At 30.7% G+C, this 23755-nt stretch carries 24 protein-coding genes and 1 other annotated feature; of the genes, 20 read left to right on the top strand and 4 right to left on the bottom strand.

Features of this window, described 5'->3' with window-relative positions; translation table 11 throughout:
• Positions 1 to 287: 287 nt before the first annotated feature.
• Positions 288 to 701: an IS1182 family transposase gene (locus ACL_RS03865; RefSeq protein ID WP_012242724.1), complete on the bottom strand. Its 414-nt coding sequence runs from the start codon at positions 699 to 701 to the stop codon at positions 288 to 290.
• A gap of 325 nt (positions 702 to 1026) precedes the next feature.
• Positions 1027 to 1291: a binding site (T-box leader), on the top strand.
• 63 nt (positions 1292 to 1354) lie between these two features.
• Here ACL_RS03865 and trpB point away from each other — a divergent pair.
• From trpB to ACL_RS03820, 8 genes are all read left to right on the top strand, one after another.
• Positions 1355 to 2530, top strand: coding sequence for a tryptophan synthase subunit beta (trpB, locus tag ACL_RS03860; protein ID WP_012242723.1), 1176 nt, complete (start codon positions 1355 to 1357; stop codon positions 2528 to 2530).
• Positions 2531 to 3418: 888 nt separating this feature from the next.
• Positions 3419 to 3982, top strand: coding sequence for a TetR/AcrR family transcriptional regulator (locus tag ACL_RS03855; protein WP_041634036.1), 564 nt, complete (start codon positions 3419 to 3421; stop codon positions 3980 to 3982).
• Positions 3975 to 4832, top strand: coding sequence for an ABC transporter ATP-binding protein (locus ACL_RS03850; RefSeq protein ID WP_012242721.1), 858 nt, complete (start codon positions 3975 to 3977; stop codon positions 4830 to 4832). Before ACL_RS03855 ends, ACL_RS03850 begins: the two co-directional genes overlap by 8 nt.
• On the top strand, positions 4825 to 5559 hold the full coding sequence (locus tag ACL_RS03845) for an ABC transporter permease (protein WP_012242720.1): 735 nt from the start codon (positions 4825 to 4827) through the stop codon (positions 5557 to 5559). Before ACL_RS03850 ends, ACL_RS03845 begins: the two co-directional genes overlap by 8 nt.
• Positions 5559 to 6272 (top strand): hypothetical protein, encoded by a 714-nt coding sequence (locus ACL_RS03840; RefSeq protein WP_012242719.1) that lies wholly within the window; start codon positions 5559 to 5561, stop codon positions 6270 to 6272. The genes ACL_RS03845 and ACL_RS03840 overlap by 1 nt, the downstream gene beginning before the upstream one ends.
• 585 nt (positions 6273 to 6857) lie before the next feature.
• A complete protein-coding gene (locus ACL_RS03830) occupies positions 6858 to 7229 on the top strand; it encodes a hypothetical protein (RefSeq protein ID WP_012242718.1) in 372 nt (123 codons plus the stop codon).
• A gap of 329 nt (positions 7230 to 7558) precedes the next feature.
• On the top strand, positions 7559 to 9247 hold the full coding sequence (locus ACL_RS03825) for a leucine-rich repeat domain-containing protein (RefSeq protein WP_012242717.1): 1689 nt from the start codon (positions 7559 to 7561) through the stop codon (positions 9245 to 9247).
• A 165-nt stretch (positions 9248 to 9412) separates the two neighbouring features.
• A complete protein-coding gene (locus ACL_RS03820) occupies positions 9413 to 10018 on the top strand; it encodes a hypothetical protein (protein ID WP_012242716.1) in 606 nt (201 codons plus the stop codon).
• A 44-nt stretch (positions 10019 to 10062) separates the two neighbouring features.
• Here the strand turns inward: ACL_RS03820 and ACL_RS03815 are convergent, their stop codons facing one another.
• Positions 10063 to 11472, bottom strand: coding sequence for an MATE family efflux transporter (locus tag ACL_RS03815; RefSeq protein ID WP_012242715.1), 1410 nt, complete (start codon positions 11470 to 11472; stop codon positions 10063 to 10065).
• 209 nt (positions 11473 to 11681) lie between these two features.
• On the opposite strand from ACL_RS03815, the gene ACL_RS03810 reads away from it, so the two are divergent.
• Complete coding sequence (locus ACL_RS03810; RefSeq protein WP_012242714.1) at positions 11682 to 12716, top strand: M42 family metallopeptidase; 1035 nt, start codon at positions 11682 to 11684, stop codon at positions 12714 to 12716.
• A 151-nt stretch (positions 12717 to 12867) separates the two neighbouring features.
• A complete protein-coding gene (locus ACL_RS03805; RefSeq protein ID WP_041634029.1) occupies positions 12868 to 13092 on the top strand; it encodes a hypothetical protein in 225 nt (74 codons plus the stop codon).
• A 226-nt stretch (positions 13093 to 13318) separates the two neighbouring features.
• On the opposite strand, the gene ACL_RS03800 is transcribed toward ACL_RS03805, so the two are convergent.
• Complete coding sequence (locus tag ACL_RS03800; RefSeq protein ID WP_012242712.1) at positions 13319 to 14137, bottom strand: aldo/keto reductase; 819 nt, start codon at positions 14135 to 14137, stop codon at positions 13319 to 13321.
• Positions 14138 to 14289: 152 nt separating this feature from the next.
• On the opposite strand from ACL_RS03800, the gene ACL_RS03795 reads away from it, so the two are divergent.
• The 3 genes from ACL_RS03795 (at position 14290) to ACL_RS03785 (ending at position 17528) form a co-directional block, all read left to right on the top strand.
• The gene (locus ACL_RS03795) at positions 14290 to 15777 is read left to right on the top strand and encodes a CotH kinase family protein (RefSeq protein ID WP_012242711.1); all 1488 of its coding nucleotides are present in this window, start codon (positions 14290 to 14292) and stop codon (positions 15775 to 15777) included.
• 132 nt (positions 15778 to 15909) lie between these two features.
• Positions 15910 to 16899, top strand: coding sequence for a diaminopimelate dehydrogenase (locus ACL_RS03790; protein WP_012242710.1), 990 nt, complete (start codon positions 15910 to 15912; stop codon positions 16897 to 16899).
• Between the two features lie 122 nt (positions 16900 to 17021).
• Positions 17022 to 17528, top strand: a complete 507-nt coding sequence (locus ACL_RS03785) for a hypothetical protein (protein WP_012242709.1) — start codon at positions 17022 to 17024, stop codon at positions 17526 to 17528.
• Positions 17529 to 17571: 43 nt separating this feature from the next.
• Here the strand turns inward: ACL_RS03785 and ACL_RS03780 are convergent, their stop codons facing one another.
• Positions 17572 to 18066 (bottom strand): GNAT family N-acetyltransferase, encoded by a 495-nt coding sequence (locus ACL_RS03780; protein ID WP_012242708.1) that lies wholly within the window; start codon positions 18064 to 18066, stop codon positions 17572 to 17574.
• A 140-nt stretch (positions 18067 to 18206) separates the two neighbouring features.
• On the opposite strand from ACL_RS03780, the gene ACL_RS03775 reads away from it, so the two are divergent.
• The 7 genes from ACL_RS03775 to ACL_RS03745 all read left to right on the top strand — a co-directional run bounded on the left by ACL_RS03775 (position 18207) and on the right by ACL_RS03745 (position 23755).
• The gene (locus ACL_RS03775; protein ID WP_197711667.1) at positions 18207 to 19082 is read left to right on the top strand and encodes an ABC transporter ATP-binding protein; all 876 of its coding nucleotides are present in this window, start codon (positions 18207 to 18209) and stop codon (positions 19080 to 19082) included.
• On the top strand, positions 19079 to 19882 hold the full coding sequence (locus ACL_RS03770; RefSeq protein ID WP_049751952.1) for an ABC transporter permease subunit: 804 nt from the start codon (positions 19079 to 19081) through the stop codon (positions 19880 to 19882). The genes ACL_RS03775 and ACL_RS03770 overlap by 4 nt, the downstream gene beginning before the upstream one ends.
• A gap of 143 nt (positions 19883 to 20025) precedes the next feature.
• Complete coding sequence (locus tag ACL_RS03765; protein WP_012242705.1) at positions 20026 to 20352, top strand: ArsR/SmtB family transcription factor; 327 nt, start codon at positions 20026 to 20028, stop codon at positions 20350 to 20352.
• Complete coding sequence (locus tag ACL_RS03760; RefSeq protein ID WP_012242704.1) at positions 20349 to 21359, top strand: permease; 1011 nt, start codon at positions 20349 to 20351, stop codon at positions 21357 to 21359. Before ACL_RS03765 ends, ACL_RS03760 begins: the two co-directional genes overlap by 4 nt.
• A 15-nt stretch (positions 21360 to 21374) precedes the next feature.
• Positions 21375 to 21617, top strand: a complete 243-nt coding sequence (locus ACL_RS03755; protein ID WP_041634023.1) for a thioredoxin family protein — start codon at positions 21375 to 21377, stop codon at positions 21615 to 21617.
• A gap of 223 nt (positions 21618 to 21840) precedes the next feature.
• Positions 21841 to 22119, top strand: a complete 279-nt coding sequence (locus ACL_RS03750) for a rhodanese-like domain-containing protein (RefSeq protein WP_012242702.1) — start codon at positions 21841 to 21843, stop codon at positions 22117 to 22119.
• A gap of 4 nt (positions 22120 to 22123) precedes the next feature.
• Positions 22124 to 23755: an FAD-dependent oxidoreductase gene (locus tag ACL_RS03745; protein ID WP_012242701.1), complete on the top strand. Its 1632-nt coding sequence runs from the start codon at positions 22124 to 22126 to the stop codon at positions 23753 to 23755.

Here is a 23755-nt window from a genome sequence, read left to right as displayed (position 1 = left end):
ACAATATGAACTTTGATAATTTCTAGACTCTACAAATATGATCGTAAAGGCTGCTTCATATCAATATAGTGGGCATTTTAAGTAATAATGTCTTAACTTGAATAATATACTTCATAGGGAGTGCGCAACTTTTCAGTAGGGGTGCTAAAATTAGGCAAAGGGTGCTAAAAAAATTCATGGGGTGCTAATTTGTATTAAAATAGGTAGCATCACACATATTAGCATAACAGTGTTGATACAATTGTATCGACTTTAAAGAATAGGAAAATAGGGAGATAATCCCTTTTTTAGTAGCAGAGCAGTTTGATAATTTGATTCAGAACGTTCGTAAAAATTTGATGATAAATATCTGTTTGATAAAAGCGCTGCGTATAATTTTTAGAGTAAGTTGAATGGTCAGGTATTTTTTCAGAGAATGGCAAATTAATAAACCAACGATAAGCCACATTGACATGAATTTCCTCACAAGTTCTTTGAATAGATGAAATACCAAACAAACTTTTAATAATAGGAATTTTAAAAAGGACAAGAGGATCGATGGCAGGACGACCTTTATCTGAATAATAAGGTTTGGTTAAGTCATAGATAAAAGAAAAATCGACCCATTTAGTTATATTTCTAACTAAGTGTTCTTCAGGAACAAAATCATTTAAAGTTGAAAGAATAAATTCATCCTTTAATCTATCTTCATTCATAAACATATACTTATACCCCTATAAATAAGTTTTACTATATACATTTTATATAGTAATTATGAATATTAATCAAGGAAAATTAAAAAGGAAGATTCCAAAACAGATGTAGGTCTATTAAGTGATCTCAATGTCATACCGTTATTAGCAATCGACGCCGCAAGGACCAAACTCAATCTTCAAACAAATATTATACAATAGAAAGAAAAAAAGTACTTTACCCAATAACCATCTGAGTAAAATACTTTTTCAACGGTCTGAGAATCAATAAATACTTATTGGTTCTTTTTTTAACTTTAGGGTTGCAATTAGTATTTATTTGTCTTATAATGAGATAAATTCGAAGATGCAAAATAGTAACAAGTCATTTCTTTATGATAAGCGAGCTTACCAAAGGTGAAAGGTAGGTATAAATGAAACCTTGTGAATGGGATTGCTGAGAAGCATTTGTGAAATGACGTAAAGTAAGTAGCGAATGACGATATACCCCACGTTATAGGGGTTAACATATTAATAACTTCAATGTTAGCGTATGTGAAAGAGGGAAATCTTTTTAGATTTCTAAATCAGGGTGGCACCACGATATATTCGTCCCTTACATGGATAACCATGTAGGGGTTTTTATTTTATCTAGATATTAATAATACTAAAGGAGAAAGAAAATGGAATTTGGACAATTTGGTGGGGCATACTTACCACCGTACTTACTTACCGCAATTAAAGAAGTAGAGGATGCATATAATAAATTCAAGGATGATCCTGCATTTATTGAAGAATTTAAAGACTTACTCAATACATATGCTGGTAGACCTTCTAATTTGTATTTTGCTAAACGCTTAACAGAATGTCTTGGTGGTGCAAAAGTATATTTAAAACGTGAAGACTTAAATCATACAGGTTCTCACAAAATTAATAATGTCATTGGGCAAGCGTTACTTGCTAAACGTATGGGTAAAAAGAAGTTGATTGCAGAAACAGGTGCTGGACAACATGGTGTAGCCACTGCAACTGTAGCAGCACTACTTGGTTTAGAATGTGAAATTCATATGGGTGCAGTAGATGTTGAAAAACAAGCACTTAATGTTTATAAGATGCAACTTTTAGGTGCAACTGTAGTTAGTGTTCAAGAAGGATTAAGAACACTTAAAGAAGCTGTTGATAGTGCTTTAATAAAATGGAGTACTGAACATGAATCAATGTTTTACTTAATTGGTTCAGCAGTTGGACCACATCCATATCCGATGATGGTTCGTGATTTCCAAAAAGTTATTGGTATTGAGATTAAAGAACAAATACTAAAATTAGAAAATAGACTACCAGATTATGTCATTGCTTGTGTTGGTGGCGGGTCTAATGCAATTGGTGCATTCTTTGATTTTATTCCGGATCCTACTGTAAAACTTATTGGCGTTGAAGCGTTAGGTAAAGGTTTAGATACAAATTTACATGCTGCTACGATGACACTTGGTCAAACTGGGGTTATTCATGGAATGAAGACTAAAGTTTTATTGGATGATAAAGGTGAAATTTCACCAGTATACTCGATTTCTGCCGGACTTGACTACCCTGGTGTTGGTCCAGAACATGCATATTTAGATGAAATTAAACGTGTTACTTACTTTGGTGCAACAGATGAAGAAGCTGTACAAGCATTTGAGTATTTAACACTTATAGAAGGTATCATACCTGCAATAGAATCCTCTCATGCTCTAGCCTATGCAATATCGCTTGCAAAAACTTTACCAAAGGATCAGATTATTGTTGTTAACTTATCTGGTCGTGGCGATAAAGATGTTAAGCATATTGCTAGGTTTAGAGGTTTTGAAATCGTTGATTGATATATATGAAGAAGTCATTTAAGGTGACTTCTTTTTTATTTATTTTAGATATAAAAAAATACGACTATTACTAGTCGCATGGAACTGACCCAATATAGTGGGACACAATAAAAAAAGAATGCTTCTATTCAAATCATTGTAAAATGAAATGAATGGAGGCAAATTCTTCTTACTTTCATATTCTATTAGGTCGATACAATTGTATCAACACTGTTTTGTTAATATGTGTTAGGTCAACTATTTTTAGAATTTAGTAGCCCGTAAAAAACATCGCACCCTTAAATACTTATTAATACTATTTGATTTAGGATTTCTTAACAAAATTTTTCAAATGTTTATGGTATTATCTTTGTCCTTCCAAAGATCAAAATTTCATCTCTTGTGTCCTTTGCAATTTGCTCTATTAGCTTATCTAAGAAATCTAAATTTTTACTGCCTTCTAAATCCACTTGTTTTTTATTGTCAGTCACTTCAGGATATAGATTGTATAAATCATAACCATTGTAATGTTCCTATAGCAACTTGATTAATCTTTTATTAGTTCTATTGATTTTTTTATTCTGTATTTGCCGGATTATAACCTTTTATACAGGAGGCATTTGTTCTAAAAAACTATCTGAATTTTTAAAAGATGAATGATTTATATATTAAAATAACAAAATCAATTAAAAACAGAGATTATAAAAACGTTTATGGATGACAAAGGTATAATTGATATTTTGGAAAAAAGATAAGTCATCAACTTTTATCACTACATATCAGTTTTTTTGCTTGACAAGGAAAAAGGTTAAGTGTATTCTATAAATGTGACAACCTTGTCATAACAGGAGGAACTATGCCAACTCAGACATTTCACAATCTCAAAACACCTAAAAAAGAGAAACTACATTGAAGCCATTACTGATGAGTTATCAAGAGCAAACTTATGATAACATCAACATTCAAAACATCATCAAAGATGCTTCAATTCCAAGAGGGTCTTTTTATCAATATTTTAAGGATAAAGACGACATGTATCAGTATTTCATGACGTATATTGGACAAATCAAGATGATTTATTTTAAAGACATCTTCGCAAATCATACACAATCATTTATCGAAAGAGTAGAAGCATTATACTTAGCAGGTCTTAATTTCAAAAGAGACTATCCGAAATTTGTCAAAGCAGGTGAGTTTATGATGTCATCACCTTTATATCAAGATAGCGAAGCCGTCAAACAGGGGTTTGAGCAAATCTTAGGCATTTATGAGTCTTGGATTCTAAAAGACCAAGAAAAGGGCTTAATTAGGGCTGATATCAACTCAAAAATCCTTGCTAAGATAATCATGGATTTTTTAAACAAGGTAACCATTGATTCATTCATTTACCACAAATTAGATGAGACTGAATGGGTTCTAAGCATAAAAGCAGTATTAGATATATTCAAGAAAGGAATATTAAATCATGTTTAGTGTAAGAGACTTAAGATTTACATATCCAAAGAATCATGTAGAAACCATTAAAGGTATCAGCTTTGAAATCAAAAAAGGTGAAATTTTCGGGTTTTTAGGACCATCTGGCGCAGGGAAGAGCACAACACAAAAGATCTTAATTAAACTTTTAGATCGCTATCAAGGTAGTATTTATTATGATTCTAAAAGTTTAAGTGAATTAAATGAATCATTTTATGAAGATATTGGGGTATCGTTCGAAATGCCAATTCACTTTTCAAAACTAACCGCAATGGAAAACATCGAATTTTTCTTAAAACTATATAAAAACCACGCTGATATTGAAGACTTGATGAAAAGTGTTGGTTTATGGGAAGATCGAAACAAGATGGTTGGTGAATTTTCAAAAGGCATGAAAATTAGGTTAAATTTCGTCAGAGCGATGTTAAATAATCCTAAAATGCTATTTCTAGATGAACCGACAAATGGTTTAGACCCGGCGAATGCTATGATTTTAAAGAATCTCATTAAAGCATATCAAAAACAAGGTGGGACTGTTTTTGTCACATCACATATCATGGCTGATATCGATCAACTCTGTGATCGGGTTGCGTTTATTGTGGATGGACAAATAAAAGAAATAGATAGCCCAAGAAACTTAAAAATAAAATATGGTAAAAGAACCATTAAAGTTGAATATAATGAAAATAATCATACCGCATCACAAATCTTTGATATGGATGGATTAAATGAGAATGGTACTTTTTTCAAGCTTTTAAAAGAAAAGAAAATAGAGACTATTCATACAGGTGAAACCACCCTGGAAGAAATTTTCATCAAGGTCACTGGTGTAGGACTCAATCATGCGTAGATTATTATTTCTAACCAAAGGTGAGTTGATTAGACTCAATAAGTATAAAGTAACCACCATCAGTATTTTGGTTGCTTTCATATGGTTTCTAGTTTTATTTTTCATTGAAGATGACGCCATCTTAAATAAAATGTTGCCTTTTATCTTAATGGTAGACGCGACGATGATGAGTGTACTTTTTATTGGTTCAATCATGTTTTTTGAGAAATCGGAACAAACAATCTCAACAATTTTAGTCACACCAACGACTTATCATGAACAAATTTTATCCAAAGCGATTGCCAATACCATTCATATGCTATTTTCATCTCTTTTGGTGGTTTTAGTGTTTTACTTTGTTAGAGGTATAGAAGTAAATGTTATATTTCTAATACTAGGCTTACTAATTTCAATTTTTAGCCATAGTTTACTGGGATTTGTATTTTCATACCATGCAAAGGATTTTACCTCCATGTTAATGATGGTGATGTTATATAGTTTTATCTTTATGATTCCATCCGCATTATTTCAATTTGGTATTTTATTTAAGGCAGACTTTTGGAAATATATCTTATTAATATCTCCAACTCAAGCATCAACATTTATGATTGAATCGGGATTAATTTCTAGTTTAAAATTAGAAGCAATTCTATCATTTGTAATATTGATTATACTAACACTATTGGGTTATTTCTTCTATATATATCCAAAATACAAACACTATGCCGTTAAACAAAGTGGGGTGTAATGATGTTTAAACGTATATTATTACATGAATTAAAAGGTATTTTAAGAGATAAAATGTATATGTTTTTCATGCTATATCCTTTGATATTGGTGTTAGTTTCTCTTTGGTTAGTTCCATTCATAAAAGATAATGCATCAGAACTAGCAGCCAACATCGTCGTACTTGTATTCATCATGATGACTGCCTTCATTTATGGGGCAGTGACGGGATTCACTTTGTTAGATGATCAAGATGACCAAGTCCTTTACTCATTGAGAATTACACCAATTAAAGTATCCAATTACATTTTAATTAAGTTGGGCATCAGTTACTTATTTGGGCTATCGGCAACCTTATTGGTCATTTTTATTACAAACTTTCTTGATGCTAGTATATTAGATGTATTCTTGATCGCAATCCTATCAAGTCTTCAAGCACCGATTGTTGCATTACTTGTTAATGCATTCGCTTCTAATAAAGTGGAGGGTTTTGTTGTTATGAAGGTATCAGGTCTAATATTATTAATCCCTGTTGCATCAATTTTCATCACTAATTGGACCGAACTATTACTAGGAATTGTCCCAGGGTTTTGGGTAGCCAGAATGATATCAATGTCGTTAATACCTAGTGAATACTTATTAAATACTTACTATTATTTCGCAATAGGGATTTCAGTAAACTTGTTATTCATTGCACTCTTATATAAGAAATATACAAAAAGAATCGGATTATAAAGTAGATAAAACATTGTCATATATAGAATGTTTTTTCTTTTGTACTAAAATATTTTTTTGGAGAAGTAGCTAAGTTGTACTGAAGCGTCTAGCCTTGAAAACTAGTAAGACAAGAGATCGTCGTGTGGGTTCAAATCCCTCTTTCCCGCCATACTAACAAAACAGTGTAGATATAATAATAGCGACATAATGAAAAACGAAAGTAGGGAGATAATCTCTTTTTTATTTATTAAAGTACTGAAATCTTATGGTTTTGAGTTACGAGTTTCCAATTATTTTGGAAAAACTACTCATAAAAACACGAAAGCATAAAATAGTATTTTATAAATACCAAATCAAGTAAAATATACTTAGCATAAACTAATATATACAAATGGTATTAGATAAATAACCATACAAAATAAAGGAGATCTTAGATCAGATAATTATTAACCTAATGAAAAATCTGTTAATAAGGTTTCAAAAATTGATAGGGATTAGACTTCAAATTATGTAGATTCTTAAGTTGGATTAACTATGGTAATATAAATTTAGATGTTTAACTGAAAAAATGAATATAATTGAATAAAGAAAGGATGAGTTAGGATGAAACTAGAAGTAATGTATCATTGTGGGAATGCACCAAAAATGGAACGTGTTATTGACTTAACGATTGCACTATCAAAGAAAGACATTGATACTGTTAAGACTCATGTTCGAGAAGATTTCACATGGAAAATAGTGGGTGAAAATCATGTTGTTAAATTAGAACAGTTATCTCAAACTTTAACAACTAAGCCACAAATATTGGAGTTAATAGTTAAAAATGCATTAAGTCATGGAAAAGGAGCTATGTGCGAAGGTATCATGACTTTTAATAATGGTTTAACTTATGAGTTTTGCAATATTGTTCAGTTTGTGAATACTGCTAAAGACGCACTCATAAAAGAAGCACATACCTATTTTATAAAAACGTAATAAAAAGTCTATAGTAAAAAAATGACAAATTATAAAGATGCAGTTGCTAAGCTGTTTGGTTATCATTTAACGACTTTTTTATAGCGCTTTACTTACTGAGTTAAACAATTAATTAAAAGTTGTAGTAGTACTAATGTCGATATAAATGTAATAAGGCTTTTTATCTTGTATGTTATAATATAGGAAAATAACCGATTTTTATAACTGAATTATAAGAAAATACAATTACATAAACCATTTATCACATATAAATCAATATTCAAAAAGTTACATTCATTTATATATAAATATGTTCTTGTTCCGATTAAAATTAAGGGGTAAATCATAACATGAAAATATCAATTAAGTATGTTCTAATTTCATTTTTAACTATAACTATAGTTCTATTTTTAAGTGGTTGTAGTCCAAAGTATAGTAAAGAAACTGATCCTCATAAGTATTTAACTTTTGTTTTGCAAGAAGATCAAACTTATATGGTTACCGGGTTTTCTGGAGATTTTATAAGAAATGTTATCATACCCGGTGAGCATGACGAACACCCTGTTACAAAAATATCAGATTATGCGTTTATCAATAGTCCATCCATACCTTTTTTTGGACGAAACTTTTTACCGATTGAAACATTAATCATAGAAGAAGGCATCACTCATATAGGAAAAAGTGCATTTAAAGACAATGGTATTCATGAAATTAGTTTACCTGAAAGTCTTTTACATGTAGCTATGGAAGCGTTCATGGGAAACGGGACGATTGTATCTTTACCATCAGGGTTAATCCATATTGGTGCATCAGCATTTAGTAACACAGGTTTAAGAGGCTCTATTCATATTAAGAATATCTATATAGAACCATGGGCATTTTCAGGGACAAAAATTACCGATGTTATCTTTGAAGAAGGTATGACTGAAATACCAGAACATTTATTTTATAAAACATTAGAACTTAAATCTGTAGAATTTCCAAATTCTTTATTAACCATAAAAGAGGGAGCTTTTCGATTAACGCCTAAACTTACACATATTGACTTTCCGATAAACCTTGAAAGTATTGGTCCATCAGCATTTTGGGATTCCGGATTGGAAGTTCTTGATTTTAATCATTCAGTGGATATTGGAGAAAAAGCGTTTTATGAAAATAGTAATTTAACCACTGTTCGATTTAATCATCCAAAAATTACGATGAATATGTATTCATTTGGTCTAAATCAACAACTGAACAACGTTGAGTTCAACGATTTAGAACTTATAAAACCTGAAGCATTCATTGGTTCTTCATTAAGTGGGATGTCAATCAGCCGTACTAACCCAAACTATAAAATGATAGATAATGCAGTATCCAAACAGGATAATGATCTAAACTATCTTATTTTAGCTCCAAGCAATCTAACCGAGCTAACGTTATTTCATCACATTGGTAGTTATGCTTATGCTGGCAGAACGATTGATACATTACATATCCCTACAAATATTCAAACCATTGAGCCATATGCATTTTCAACATCTATCATCTCAAATCTTATTATAGATGCAAAAATCATTAAATCTAACGCTTTTTACTATGCTGATTTAGGGGAAACAATAGAGATTTCTTCAAAATTAATTGAAAAATTAAGTTTTTCTAATACTTCCGGCTTTAGGATATTGAAATTAAACGAAGGTGTAGAACATATTGAGCGAGAAGCGTTCGTTGTTAATCTTGAGTTAGAGAAAGTATATTTACCGAACTCATTAAAAATCATTGAAATGGCAGCATTTTTACAATGTCATAATCTAAAAGATGTTTATTATGGATTAAAGGAAGGAACACCTGCTGATATTTACATAGGAAGTTTCTTAATCATGAAGTCAAATCAATTAGAAAATAATCGTATATATGCAAAGATTTATGAGGATTTTAGAATTCATGTGGAACCGGAAATGTATGATAAAATACGCATTGCATGGTCTAGAATCCCACAAGATGAATTTTATATATATGAAGGTAGTTTGACTGATCACATCGTTAAAAATGTTTCTTAATGTGTTCGTTCATGAATATAAAAGGCTTGATTCCAATATCAAGCCTTTTTCATTGTAGAACAACTTATACTAAATATCAAATCAAGCATTTAATATGATATAATCAACTTAACATAATGGGGATTATTTAAATATGATTGTCAAATAAATTAAAGGGTGAATTTTATGGAGTTAATTAAACAAAAAAAATTAAATAAGAAATATATTTTTATGATGATTTCTACAGTTATCATATTACTTTGGTTAATGATTGTTATAGGTTTATTAGCGAAAATCGAATATATGATTCTATTTTCTTATGCATTTTCAAAGGATTGGTTTGTATATCCAGTCTTAGCCCTATATTTAATAGCTATGGGTATAACACTTTTATTTTCTGAGATCAAAACGCTTTTTAAATTACTAATAGGTTTATTTATTGGTTTTGTAAGTATAGGACTTTCATTTATTTTACTTCTAGGGTTCACTTTTGGTTTTGCAAATACTATTTATGAAGTACCCGATACAAATATGATTATAATTAGAACTGATGGCATTATGGACTATTATTACGACCTTTATGATGTAAAATCAGGTGTATTTGCCAAGTCGGTTGCTGATTTAAATTCTCATATGTATCCATTTTCAATCGATAAAATTGAAAGTGAATTTACTGAAAACACACTGATCATCAAAGTTATAAATCATAAATCTACCTTTGAAGTTTACCTTTATATGGATGTTGTGAATGATTCATACATATTAACTGATGAAGTTCGAATACTTAAATAATTTATAAATAAATATTTAATTACATAAATTAATAAAAAAACAGCCTAGGCTGTTTTTATTTTGACTTCATCAAGAGTTAAGTTATTTAACCAAGTCCCTTTTTTAATAATATGTCTAGCAAATATGAGTTTTACAACATCTGTTGACTTACTTGCAAGGAATATAATTAGAATATTCACACCTAATTCTACTCTATAATGACTTAATAACATAACTATAGGTAACCCGACTAAGTATGTTGGAAGTTGATCTAGTAAAAATGTTCTAATTGAATCGCCTCCAGCTCTTAGTGCGTAATAACTCATTACATTATAGCCATAAATTGCAATGAAGATAACATTTATTAATATCAGCTGATATGCCAACCAATAAAGCGAGTTAACGGGTGTAAACATGAGGAGTATTATAGGGGATAATAGAACAATTAATAACATAATACCTATATTTGTTACCATCATGACGGCACGTAGTTTGATAAGGTAGTCTTTTGCATTTTCAAAATCACCTTCACCAAGGGCTTGACCAAGTATTACCCCTGTTGCGGTTGCCATACCTGAGTAATATACAAAGAAGATGTCTGTAGCATTTTGTGAGTAGCCATAAGCAGTTACCCATTCATAAATACCACTAGTAATAAACATTGCATAAAGTACCATTGCGATTGACCATAATATTTCATTTATAATTATTGGACCACCCTTTGATATATACATTATGACTAAGCGTTTTGTTATTAGGAATTTTTTAAATATTTCTCTAGCATAATTCTCATTACTATAGAAGAATGCAATCACAAGTAAAACTACTAATTCCACAATCTTAGATATTACAGTAGCCCAAGCTGCACCAATCGCACCCATTGCCGGGAAACCTAAGAAACCATATATTAATATCATATTTAAAACCATATTTACAACAATACCAATGACACCTGCAAATAATGGTGCCTTAGCACGACCAACTGATCTAAAGAAGGTTGCAATCATAAAAGATGATAAAAATACAATCGCACCATATCCTATAATCTTAATATACTCAATACCAAACATTACAGACTCAACTTGTTCAGGGTCAGTTGTTGGTAAGAACATTTTTATCATTTCAGGACCTAATACATTAATTAAGAAAGTAGAAAAAATACCAAAAACGATTGCTAATAAGATACCTAGTTGAAAGGTTCCGATAATACCTTTTTTATTCTTGGCCCCAAAATATTGTGAAACAAACACACTAATACCTGCTGCTAATCCGATCCAAAAGAAGTTGATTATAAACATAAATCTGTTAGCTGTGGATACACCGGTATATGCTGTTTGTGAAAACCCATTGATCATAAAGGTATCAATAAGACCTGCTAGGTTTAAAATTAATTGTTGAATAACTACTGGAATTATGATTGCTAATGCCATTTTATAGAAGGCTTTATCGCCAAAATATTTACAAAATCTTTTCATAAAAAATACCTCAAAGATAATTGTAGCAAACAATAATCATAAAGTATACAATAATAAAGACATTCTACACATCTTATGAGAAATCACATGATATCCTTAAATGTTTTAAAAATATACCAATTTGCAACATGTTATGTATGAATAATTAATCTTTAATTATTAATTAATTCTTGATATAATTGATACATTAATTAATGAGAGGTAAAAATATGATATCATTTGATTTAGCGTATTTTAAACAAGTAGCCAAAGAGATTTTTGAATGTGACTCCCCAACAGGATTTACAAAACAAGTTATAGAATTGATTAAGCGATATGTTGATAATTATGGGTATAAATCTACCATATTAAATAGTGGTGCACTAGAGATATTTATCAAAGGTAAAGATTCATCAAAAATAGTTGCAACATCTGCTCACTGTGACACACTAGGTTTAATGGTTAGATCCATCAAATCTAATGGAAATTTAACACTTACAACATTAGGAGGACCTAGTACACCAACACTTGATGGAGAATACTGTACTATTTATACACGTGATGGCAAAAAATATACTGGTACCATACTTTCTACATCTCCTGCTGTACATGTATTTAAGGATGCGAATACTAAATCTAGGGATATAGATTCCTTAGAAGTTAGATTAGATGTAGAAGTGTCTTCTAAAGAAGATGTTACTAAGCTTGGTATTCAAAACGGAGATATTGTAAGCTATGATACTAAATTTACCATAACAGACACAGGTTTTTTAAAATCAAGATTTATTGATGATAAAGCTTCAGTAGTTATCTTACTCATGCTTCTGAAATACACTTCAGAACATAAAATTCAATTTAAGTATGATACAAAAATATATTTTGTTGTTTACGAAGAAGTTGGTCATGGTGCTTCCATTGTTGATAGTAAAATCTCAGAGTTTGTTACACTTGATATGGGTTGTATTGGTCTTGATTTAGCAGGTAGTGAATATGCAGTATCTATTTGTGCTAAAGATTCAGGTGGTCCATATGACTACGAGTTAACAACAAAACTCATTGAGATGGCTAAAGAAAACCAACTTGATTTTACAGTAGATATATTCCCATATTATGGTAGTGATATTGGTGCAGCAAGAAGAGCTGGTGTCGATATGAAGGGTGCATTAATTGGGAGTGGTGTGAGTGCCTCACATGGTATGGAAAGAACCCACTTAAAAGGTATTGAAAACACACTAAAATTAATTTATACATATTTGATTAAGTAAAATTTATAGTTCTAAAAATAGACTTGGATTTATTCAAGTCTTTTTTTATGATTTTATTTGTTAAAATAAAATAATTAGCATAAAATTAAAGTAACAAGAACGTCATATAATAAGTAGTAATAAATTTAATAAAATGGGGGGGAGTTATATAATGAAAGACACAAAAGTATGTCCAAAATGTGAAAGTTTAAACATCAAAAAATTTGATAGATACTATGCTTCAGGTGGTTTAGCTTATATCTATGTACGGACTAGTAGTTTTGGTGGTGTAGAAGTAAGGTTGTATGTATGTAGTGACTGTGGTTATACAGAAACATGGATAGATAAAAAAGATCTAACAAAAATTAAAGATAGCAAGTATGCTCAAAAAATTTAATACAATCAGTAAAAAGAATATCTATGAATCTAACTGTTACAGATATTCTTTTCATATCGTTTACTAAAATATGTATTTTTGCTGATTTTCAAGCTTAAAATTGATCAATTACAAAAATTAAATTAATTCATTTTATGATTTAAAAAGTACCTAAAAAATTAAACATGATGTTCAAAAAAACCTTACGAAAAGTAAGGTTTTTCATTAAATATCAAAATAGGTATGTTTAGAAATTCTTCTTGACGTGATCTAAGACATTCATATCATCAGTACTAATTTCAAAATCCACTTTTGTATTCATAATAATACGTTCTTCATGTGTTGATTTTGGTAATGGTGCAGTGCCTTTTTGTAAGCAGTAACGGATACAGATTTGTGCGGGTGATACTTGATATTTTTCTGCCATTTGAACTATAACTTCATTAGATAATAAACGGCCTGTACCTAAAGGAGAGTAGGCTTCAACAAATATATTATGCTTATTACAACTTTCAATAGTTTTTGATTGATCTAGTCCAATAAAGTAAGCAATTTGATTCACATGTGGAACAATTTCACAATGAGTAATGATATTTTCTATGTCAACTGGTTCAAAATTAGATATTCCGATTGCTCTAATTTTTCCATCTTTATATAGTTTTTCCATGGCTTTATAAGCTAATACATTACCTTCATGACATTCTTTACCAACTTCATCCCATGGCCAAGGTGCATGAATTAAGAATAAATCTAAATATTCAAAATCAAGGGCTTTTAGTGTCTTGTCAAATGCTTCAAGTGCACCTTCATACGTTTTAATATGTGATTCTAGTTTAGAGGTGACAAATATTTCATCACGAGGAATGCCTGAATCTTTAATGGCGCGTCCAACAGATGCTTCATTCCGATAGCCTTCTGCAGTATCAATATGACGATAGCCATTTTTAAGGGCAATTAAGACAGAATTATATGCCTCATCACCATCTTTTACCTGCCAAGTACCTAGTCCAATTTTTGGTATTTTGACCCCATTGCTTAATGTGTAATGCTGATTAATAACTTTCATATGAAGCGCTCCTTTAATATATTTAGTATAACTACATTATATCACGAAGCAAATTATCAAACTTCTAAGTTTATAATTTATATGCATGAACTCATCAAATATGTCATAAGTGGTATAATTTAATTAAAGTTGATTTACTTTTGGAGGTTCAGATGAAAAAAACGTTTCTATTCGTTTTATCAATAATCTTGAGCATATTCGTAGTTGGTTGTACACCAAAGACTGAGGATGCTCCAGATAAAGAAGATGATGATGACATAGTCTCTCTTGATACTAAAATGGATTATGTAAAGAATACATCTGGATTATATGATGAATTTTTTGATGTAAACTCAAATGTGCAAATCAAAATAGATATTGCTGAAAGTGAACTTGCACTCATTCAAAGTGATTATGAAACTTATGCTTCCAAGGGTAGCAAATCACCGATATACAGAATGAGTAATGTAACATTCATTATCAATGGTAAAACTCATGTTTTTGAAGAAGTAGGTATTCGTATGAAGGGTAATACTTCAAGAACTAATTTCTATAATCAAGAGCAAGGTCTATATCACCTAATTCACTATAAACTATCCTTTAAACAAACCTTTGATGATGAAGCATACTATGCTAACCCTAAAGTTTGGGCAAGTAAAGAAGCTCGTGATGAAAGAAAAGATAGAACTTTTGCTGGTATGGAAAAATTAGATTTAAAGTGGAATAAGAGTTTTGATGAAACTTATTCAAGAGAGTACTGGACTTATGAAATGTATTCAAGTTTTGGTGTGTTAGCACCTAAGATAACATCTGTAAATATGCAATTAAAATATCGCCAAGATTATGAAAACTTAGGCGTGTATTTTGCACTTGAATGTATTGATGAACTCTTTTTAGAAAAAAGATTAGGTTCGAAACACTTAGGTGGAGATCTCTATAAAGTAGGATGGGACTATGAAAAAGGTGGAAGTCTTACGATGGATACAATAAATAAAATAGGTGTTGAAAATGAAGATGAATCGTATTTTCCGGTATATGATCTAAAAACAAATAAGAAGAATAATGAACATATACTATTAAAAACATTGATTCAAACACTGAATCAAGATACAGATTTTTCTAGTTTAGTGAATATGAACTATTATTTAGTCTATGAAGCCATTTCGTATTTGGTAGGTAACCCTGATGATCTGAGACATCACTATAATAACTACTACATTTACTTTTTAAAAGATACGAATCAAGCGATATTTATCCCTTATGATTTTGATAGAACCTTTGGTGTTACAAGAGATTGGAACCCAAGTGGAGATGGTATGACTTCATATAGTCCATATGCTAAAATGACTACGATGGGTGGTGTAGATGATCAAATCAATCCACTAGTGCTTAAAACTGTAGTTAAGGGTGCACCTGAAGCTTATCTAGAAAACTACAAAAAAGTCATATTAGAAGCCATGAGTACTAAGTTTTATAAAGATGAAATGTTTAATGAAGTCTACCAAATACGCAAAGAAATTTATGATAATGCGGTTAACATTACCATTTCGGGTATGGGCTATTTTGAATGTTTATTCAACTATAATGAAACTAAAAATATGAAATTTAGTAGTTATTTAAGTGGTAAAACCACTACAATTAATCAAACAATAAATGACTAGAAGTAATTGTTTCTTTTGAATAAACAAGTATTATTATAAGTAATTCATATAATCAATAACGAAACTAAAAACTAAATTATGAAGTATAATGTAAAAGTAATTTGTATACGAAGTGATGAGAGAGGTTAGAAAATGAGTAAAATTAAAATTGCAATTATTGGATATGGTAATCTTGGTAAAAGCATAGAAACTGGTCTGTTGCAAAGTGATGATATGGAACTGTTTGGTGTATTTACAAGACGTGATCCTAAAACGTTAGAGACAACGACTAAAGGTGTATCAGTTTATCATTTGGATGAAGTCGAAAACTTAAAAGATAGGATAGATGTAGCTATTTTATGCGGTGGTAGCATGTCTGATTTACCAGTTCAAGGACCTTTAATCGCAAGTCTTATGAATACTGTAGACGGATATGATAACCATGCTTTAATAAATGAGTATTTTAACCATATGGATGAAGCATCTAAAAAGGCTCAAAAGTTAAGTGTAGTAGCAAGTGGTTGGGATCCTGGTATGTTTTCAATCAATAGAATACTTGCTGAAGCTATACTACCAGTTGGTGAAACCTATACCTTTTGGGGAGAAGGCGTAAGTCAAGGGCATTCAGATGCCATTAGAAGAGTATCAGGTGTAAAACACGCTGTTCAATATACAGTACCGATTAAATCAGCAATTGATGCTGTTAAAAATGGAGACATGCCAACACTATCTGTAAAGGATAAGCATAAAAGAATTTGTTATGTTGTTGCAGAAACTGGTGCAGACTTAACAAAAATAGAACACGATATTAAGACCATGCCTAATTATTTTGAACCGTATGAAACAAAAGTGCATTTCATAAGTCATGATGAACTTCTAAAAAATCATCAAGGCTTACCACATGGTGGCTTAGTTATTAGATACGGTCAAACAGGCTTAAACAATGAACATCACCAAATGATTCAATACCAGCTTAAATTAGACTCTAATCCGGATTTTACAGCACGTGTATTACTGGCATATGCAAGAGCGGCTTATAGACTAAACAAAGAAGGTGCAAGTGGAGCTAAAACAATTGCTGATATTGCACCAGCCTATTTAATAAATCTATCTGCTGAAGAAATTAGAAAGAAATTAATTTAAACTATAAATAAAATTTTTAATAAACTTTGCATAAAAGATATAAAAGACTTATATCAAAAATCTGCAAAGTTTTTTATTTATTATGATACAATTATGTCAAACATAGAAAAAGGGATAAGTATATGGAAGGTTTATTTGAAATAGTAATTCAACTATTTTTTGAGTTATTTGGAGAAATTTTATTTACAGGTATTGCAAAACTCATTGGACTGTTTTTCAAAAAAGTTGATACGGATAATTTATTTAGAAAACGATTAAAATTCGTATTAACCTATATATTTTTAGGACTGGTGATCACTTTAGTTGTCACATCACTCATTTACAGTACTAAATTCCTAGTAACAATATCTTTATCTTACATTTTATTCCAACTCGTAGTGACCCTTTTAGAAGTAATTAATAAAGATAAATCTGGTCATCCACTAATGCAATTAATTAAAGTATTAAAAAAGATAAGCCATTATGCTTATCCAATCTTATTGATTGTATTTAGTGCACTCTATCTTGAAAACACAAATGCACTATTAGGTATTGTTATACTTTCAAGTATTTGTTTAATTGTCTGGTTCATCATAGACATTAATAGAATGATAAGAAGACAAAGAGCTAAACATATAGAATTTTACTAATGAAAAATGTGCAACCCAATTTGTAAGGTTTGCACATTTTTTATTAAATAATATGTTTGTGGTAGGCTAATCTTAAAGCATCCGTATCAGTTGTAACATAGACAATACCGCAGTAAACAAAGCCTAGACGCTCTAAAGTCTTTATCATTGGTGTATTTTTAGGATGTGTATCTATTCTTATATCCTTAATGTTAAAATGATTAAAAGCAAAATTAATCATTTCTTTTGTTTTATTTTGTCCTAAAACACTAGATGCTAAAGCAATCCTATGAATAACGATATAAGGATTTTGATTTAGCCATGTACCTTCTATATGATCATAAACTGAATCATATGAGAAAACACTCATCGTGCCTATGATATCTCCATCTTTAGTATAAACATAAAGAGATTTATCTTCAATATCTTTTGTAATGACCTTAGGGTTTGGGTAATTGTTTTGCCACTGAGTCATGTGAGCCTCTTTCATTCTTAATTGAGCGTCCTTGATGACACTCATAATACCCTCTAAGTCATCTATTTGTGCTAACCTTATCATTATTGTTTACCTCGACTATTTATATTATACACGTATTATGATTGGAATATAAGTTGGTGTCGTAAAAGATTATATAGATTAATATAGAATGAATCAAGTTTATAATTAGAGTATAATAAAGATAAAGGATGTGGGATGCTATGATTAAACTAGAACAACTAACAAAATACTATAATAAAAAATCAAGAGGTATTATTGATGTGTCACTAGAGGTTCATCCTGGTGAGATTTTTGGGTTTATTGGCCCTAATGGAGCTGGTAAGTCAACAACCGTTAGAACTTTACTAAATTTGATATATCCTACAAGTGGTTCTGCACAAGTAGATGGGTTAGATATTGTAAAAGATACGATAGCTATTAGAAAACAAGTAGGTTACATTCCAAGTGAAGTAAACTTTTACGGTGATATGACAGTCAAAAAGTTTATTAAATACGCATCAAGCTTTAATGGGGAAGTAGATGAGGGTTATATGGACCATCTAGTTGAAATGCTTAGCCTAGATGTTGACAGAAAAATTGAGGACTTATCTTTTGGTAATAAAAAGAAAGTTGCTATTGTAACAGCACTTGTAACGAAGCCTAAGATACTTATTCTAGATGAACCTACATCCGGACTCGATCCACTAATTCAAAATAAGTTTTTTCAAATTCTAGATGCTGAAAAGAAAAAGGGTACAACCATTTTCTTCTCATCCCATAACTTAAGTGAAGTAGAACGTATTTGTGACAGAGTAGGGATTATTAGAGAAGGTAAACTAGTTCGCGTCGAAACAATAGAAGATATACTTAAATCCAAGTCAAAAAGAGTAAAAATTAAAACTAAAGATACACTTAAGATAACGGAACAAATGATTCAAGTAGAACATCAAAACGGTAATATATCATTTATTTTTAATGGTTCTATAGATGAACTACTTAAACAATTAAGTGCGATAAACATAGAAGATTTGAGCATTACTGAACCAACTTTAGAAGAAATATTTATGCACTTTTATGAGAAGGAGGACATATCTTGAACAAACTCATTATGACAGAATTTAAAAGAAACTTTAAAAGTTTAATCTTATGGTCAGTAATTGTTGCAGGTACTGCAGCATTAATGCTTATGTTATTTCCTGCATTTGAAGATGCCTTTTCTAATATAGAAGAATTTTTAAGTATGTATCCACCGGAGTTTCTAGAAATTTTTGGCATGGGTGAAGGTGGACTAGATATGAGTACTTTCTATGGTTGGTTTGGTGTTGAAGGTTATTTATTTGTAAATCTTATTGGTGGAAGTTTTGCTGCAATATTAGGCGGAAGTATATTAAGTAAAGAAGAAGATGATAAGACGATTGAGTTTCTACTAAGTAAACCGATTAGTAGAACACAAATCGTATTTGGTAAAATAATGGTCATTATTCTAAATTTACTTATACTAAATAGCTTGGTTGCCCTTGTATTAATGGCAGCATTTGTAATTTATGGTGATGTAAATATGACCATATGGTTTTTATACAGTTATGCACCGTTTGTTCTTCAAATGATTTTTGCAAGTATATCCTTCCTAATTAGTGTGTTTGTTACAAAATCAAGAAGAGTGTTGAGCATTGCATTAGGGCTTGTTATTGGCATGTATGTTATTGACTTAATAAGTAAACTAACAGATGAATTTGAATATTTAAAATACATTTCACCGTATGAATTTGTCAATGCGGTAAGTATTGTAAATGATCAGATGATTAAGCCGTTATACTTAGTTATTTCTTTAGGCATCATCGCGATATCTTTATTACTATCTTGGTATTTTTACAAGAAAAAGGATATTACAGCGTAGTATTTTCTAATTATATAAATTAAAAGTAATGAAATAAATCATATTGAATAAAACATATTGACGATTATCGATATCAGGAGTATACTAGTATCATATCGATAGTTATCAATGTGTTTTTATTATATTTATTTAGAGGTGAAAAGATGGAAAAATATCAAACATATTTACTAGTAATTAAAGCTTTAGGTGATCCGACCAGATTAAAAATTTTAGATATGCTATCTTGCGGTTCACTTTGTGCGTGTGAGATTCTAGAAAACGTACATATCACACAGTCCACCTTAAGTTACCATATGAAAATGTTAACAGAATCTGGATTAGTAGAAGGTAACAAGGATGGTTCTTGGATGAGATATTCACTTAATACACATATGACGGATAAATTTATGGAATATATGAAAGATATCGTGACTGTATCTGAAGACTGTATATGCCATATACCTACTGAAAGGAAAGTATTAAATAAATGAGTGATGTACTAGGGTTTATAACAAATGAAATACTGGCTATGAAATGGCTCAATCGCTTAGTTGGAGAATTACTTAACTTTTTATTTGGATCTGAATTTGCTGGTGGTAAATGGGGTTTATCCTTACAATTTTTCATTTATGACTTTATTAAAATTGGTATCTTATTGTGTGTATTAATATTTATTGTTTCATACATTCAATCATTTTTTCCACCTGAACGTACTAAAAAGATATTAGGTAAATTTAAAGGTGTTAGAGCAAATACAATAGGCGCATTATTAGGTACTCTAACTCCGTTTTGTTCATGTTCATCTATTCCTATCTTTATAGGGTTTACGAGAGCTGGGTTATCCAGTGGAGTGACATTTTCATTTCTAATATCTAGTCCATTGGTGGATTTAGGTGCACTGATCCTACTTGCAAGTATTTTTGGATTTGAAGTAGCTATTGCATATGTAATCGTAGGCTTAGTTCTTGCAGTCTTAGGTGGTTCAATCATTGAGGTGAGTGGTTTAGGTAATTATATCGAAGGATTTGTGTTTGATGGTGCTAATGTAGATTTAGAAGTAGAGTCTTTGACAACGAAGGAAAGAATGACCTATGCACTCGATCAGGTCAAAGATACTTATAAAAAAGTATTTTGGTATATTGTTATTGGTGTTGGTTTCGGTAGTCTCATACACAACTGGATACCAGGAGCGTGGATTGAAAGTGTTTTAGGAAAAGATAATCCATTTTCTGTACTAATTGCTGTTTTAGTAGGTGCACCAATTTATGCAGATATTTTTGGTACCATACCAATTGCAGAAGCACTTTTCAACAAAGGAGCAGGTTTAGGTACAATATTAGCATTTATGATGAGTGTTACAACACTATCTATCCCATCACTGATTATGCTAAAGCGTGTGGTAAAAACTAAACTCTTAGTATGGTTTATAGTGATTGTCATGATAGGTATCATCATTATTGGTTATTTATTTAATTTTATTGGATATATTTTCATATAAATGGAGGAAATAAAAATGAAAATACAAGCACTTGGTGGTTGCTGCAAAAAATCAATGCAAAACTATCAAAATACGATGGATGCCGCAAAAGAATGCGGAATAGAAGAAAGTGTTGAACAAATTTCTGATACTAACGAAATTCTAAAATTAGGTGTTATGGCTACTCCAGGTTTAGTCATTGATGGAAAAGTCGTATCATCAGGAAAACTTTTATCAGTTGGACAAATAGTTGAGTTGATAAACAAACATAAAGCGTAGTCTACGATAATAGATCGTATGCTATACCTAAAAACAATCTAAGTTTTTTAGATTGTTTTTTTATTTATATGTACAAGCATATATAATATGTGAATATTTAGCGAATCTAAAATGTGTAAGTGCTTATTCTTGACTAAATAAATAGGTTGTAATAGAATGATGTAAGTATACCCAATGGGGTATCGTTGGATGAACCTATTTAACCATATAAGGAGAATAAAAAATGTTTTTTTTCAAATCAAATTCCGTTTCATGGCGAGACATTAAAGATGCTGATATTGTCATCGATGTAAGAGAACCATATGAGTTTCAACCTTTTCATCATAAGGGTGCTAAAAACATACCTATAGGACAAATTTCTAAATATAAAACAGATAAAAAAGTGTTTGTAACATGTCAATCTGGCATGAGAAGTAGAATGGCAGTAAGGATTTTAAAGAAAAATGGTGTCGATGCGGTAAATATTAAAGGCGGCATGCTTAAATATTATACAAGGGGGTAATGTCATGAAGAAAATAGTAGTTATAGGTGGTGTAGCTGGTGGTATGAGTTTTGCGACAAGATATCGTAGACTCAATCAGGCAGATGAAATCACTATATTTGAAAAGGGTCCATTTGTATCTTTTGCTAATTGTGGTCTACCTTATTATATTTCAGGGGAAATTGATAGTAGAGATAAACTGTTAGTTGCAAAAGATACGATGCTCATTGATAGATTTAATCTAATCATCAAACAAAATCATGAAGTAGTCAAAATTGAACCTAAAAAGAAACAAGTTATTGTAAAAAATAATGGTGTAGAAAGTGCTTATCCTTACGATAAACTGGTTATTTCTACAGGTGCGAAACCAATTATCCCTCAAGTAAAAGGCATGGATACCATACCATACTTTACACTTAGAAATATACCGGATTTAGATTATATTATGGATTTTATCCATACTAACAACCCTAAAAAGGTTGCGATTATTGGTGCTGGATTCATCGGGTTAGAAGTTGCTGAAAACCTAAAGAAATTAGGACTTCATGTATCTATTATAGAGAGAGCTAACCAAGTGTTAACACCACTTGATTATGAAATGAGTCAATTTGCTAGGTTAGAACTTGAAAAGCAAGGTATAGATGTTTATACATCTAAAGACCTATTAGAAATCGAAGATAATAAACTTATATTTGATGACCTAAAATTAGATGCAGACTTTATTATTAGTTCAATTGGTGTTGTACCTGAATCAAATTTGGCTGTTGAAGCTGGTATTAAAGTTGGTATGAGAAATGGAATTAAAGTAGATGAATACTTTGAAACTTCTATTAAAGATATCTATGCAGTAGGTGATGCAATCATCGTCAAAAACTTTATTACAAACGAAGATACTTTAATTCCTCTAGCAAGCCCTGCAAATCGCCAAGGGCGTCAATTAGCTGATATATTAAATGGATTAGATGTTAAATATCAAGGTACATTAGGTACCTCTATTGTTCGCTTATTTGATCAAACATTTGCATCAACTGGATTAAATGAAAAACAATTAGGGAATAGAGCGTATGAGGTCATCCACTTATTAGCAAATGATCACGCAGGATATTACCCAGGTGCTACCTCCATAAATTTAAAAGTAATCTTTGATCCGAAAACTCAAAAAATTCTTGGGGCACAAGCAGTTGGTAAAAAAGGTGTAGATAAGCGAATTGATATTATTGCCACAGCAATAAAATCAGGCTTAAAAGTTACTGAGTTACAAGAACTAGAATTTACATATGCACCACCATTTGGTAGTGCTAAAGATATCGTGAATTTAGCAGGTTATGTAAGTCAAAATGTTATATTAGGTCTATCTAAGACGGTTCAATGGCACCAAGTGGATGCGCTCATTGAAGAAGGTGCTTTCTTTGTTGATGTTAGAAATACATCAGAAGTAAGAAGTCTAGGTAAAATTAAAGGCGCATTAAACATCCCAATCGATGACTTGCGTTCAAGACTAGATGAAATACCTAAAGATAAAAAAATAGTACTATACTGCCAAAGTGGTACTAGAAGTTACAATGCAGAACAAATTTTAAGACCATTAGGTTATGATTGTTATAATCTAGATGGTTCATATAGTATATATAGTAAAACTCAAAAGGAGGTTAAATAA

This window comes from Acholeplasma laidlawii PG-8A, from assembly GCF_000018785.1.
Taxonomy (GTDB): Bacteria; Bacillota_I; Bacilli_A; order Acholeplasmatales; family Acholeplasmataceae; genus Acholeplasma; species Acholeplasma laidlawii.
The sequence above is the reverse complement of the archived record's forward strand: the minus strand, read 5'-3'. Positions and strand labels throughout refer to the sequence as shown.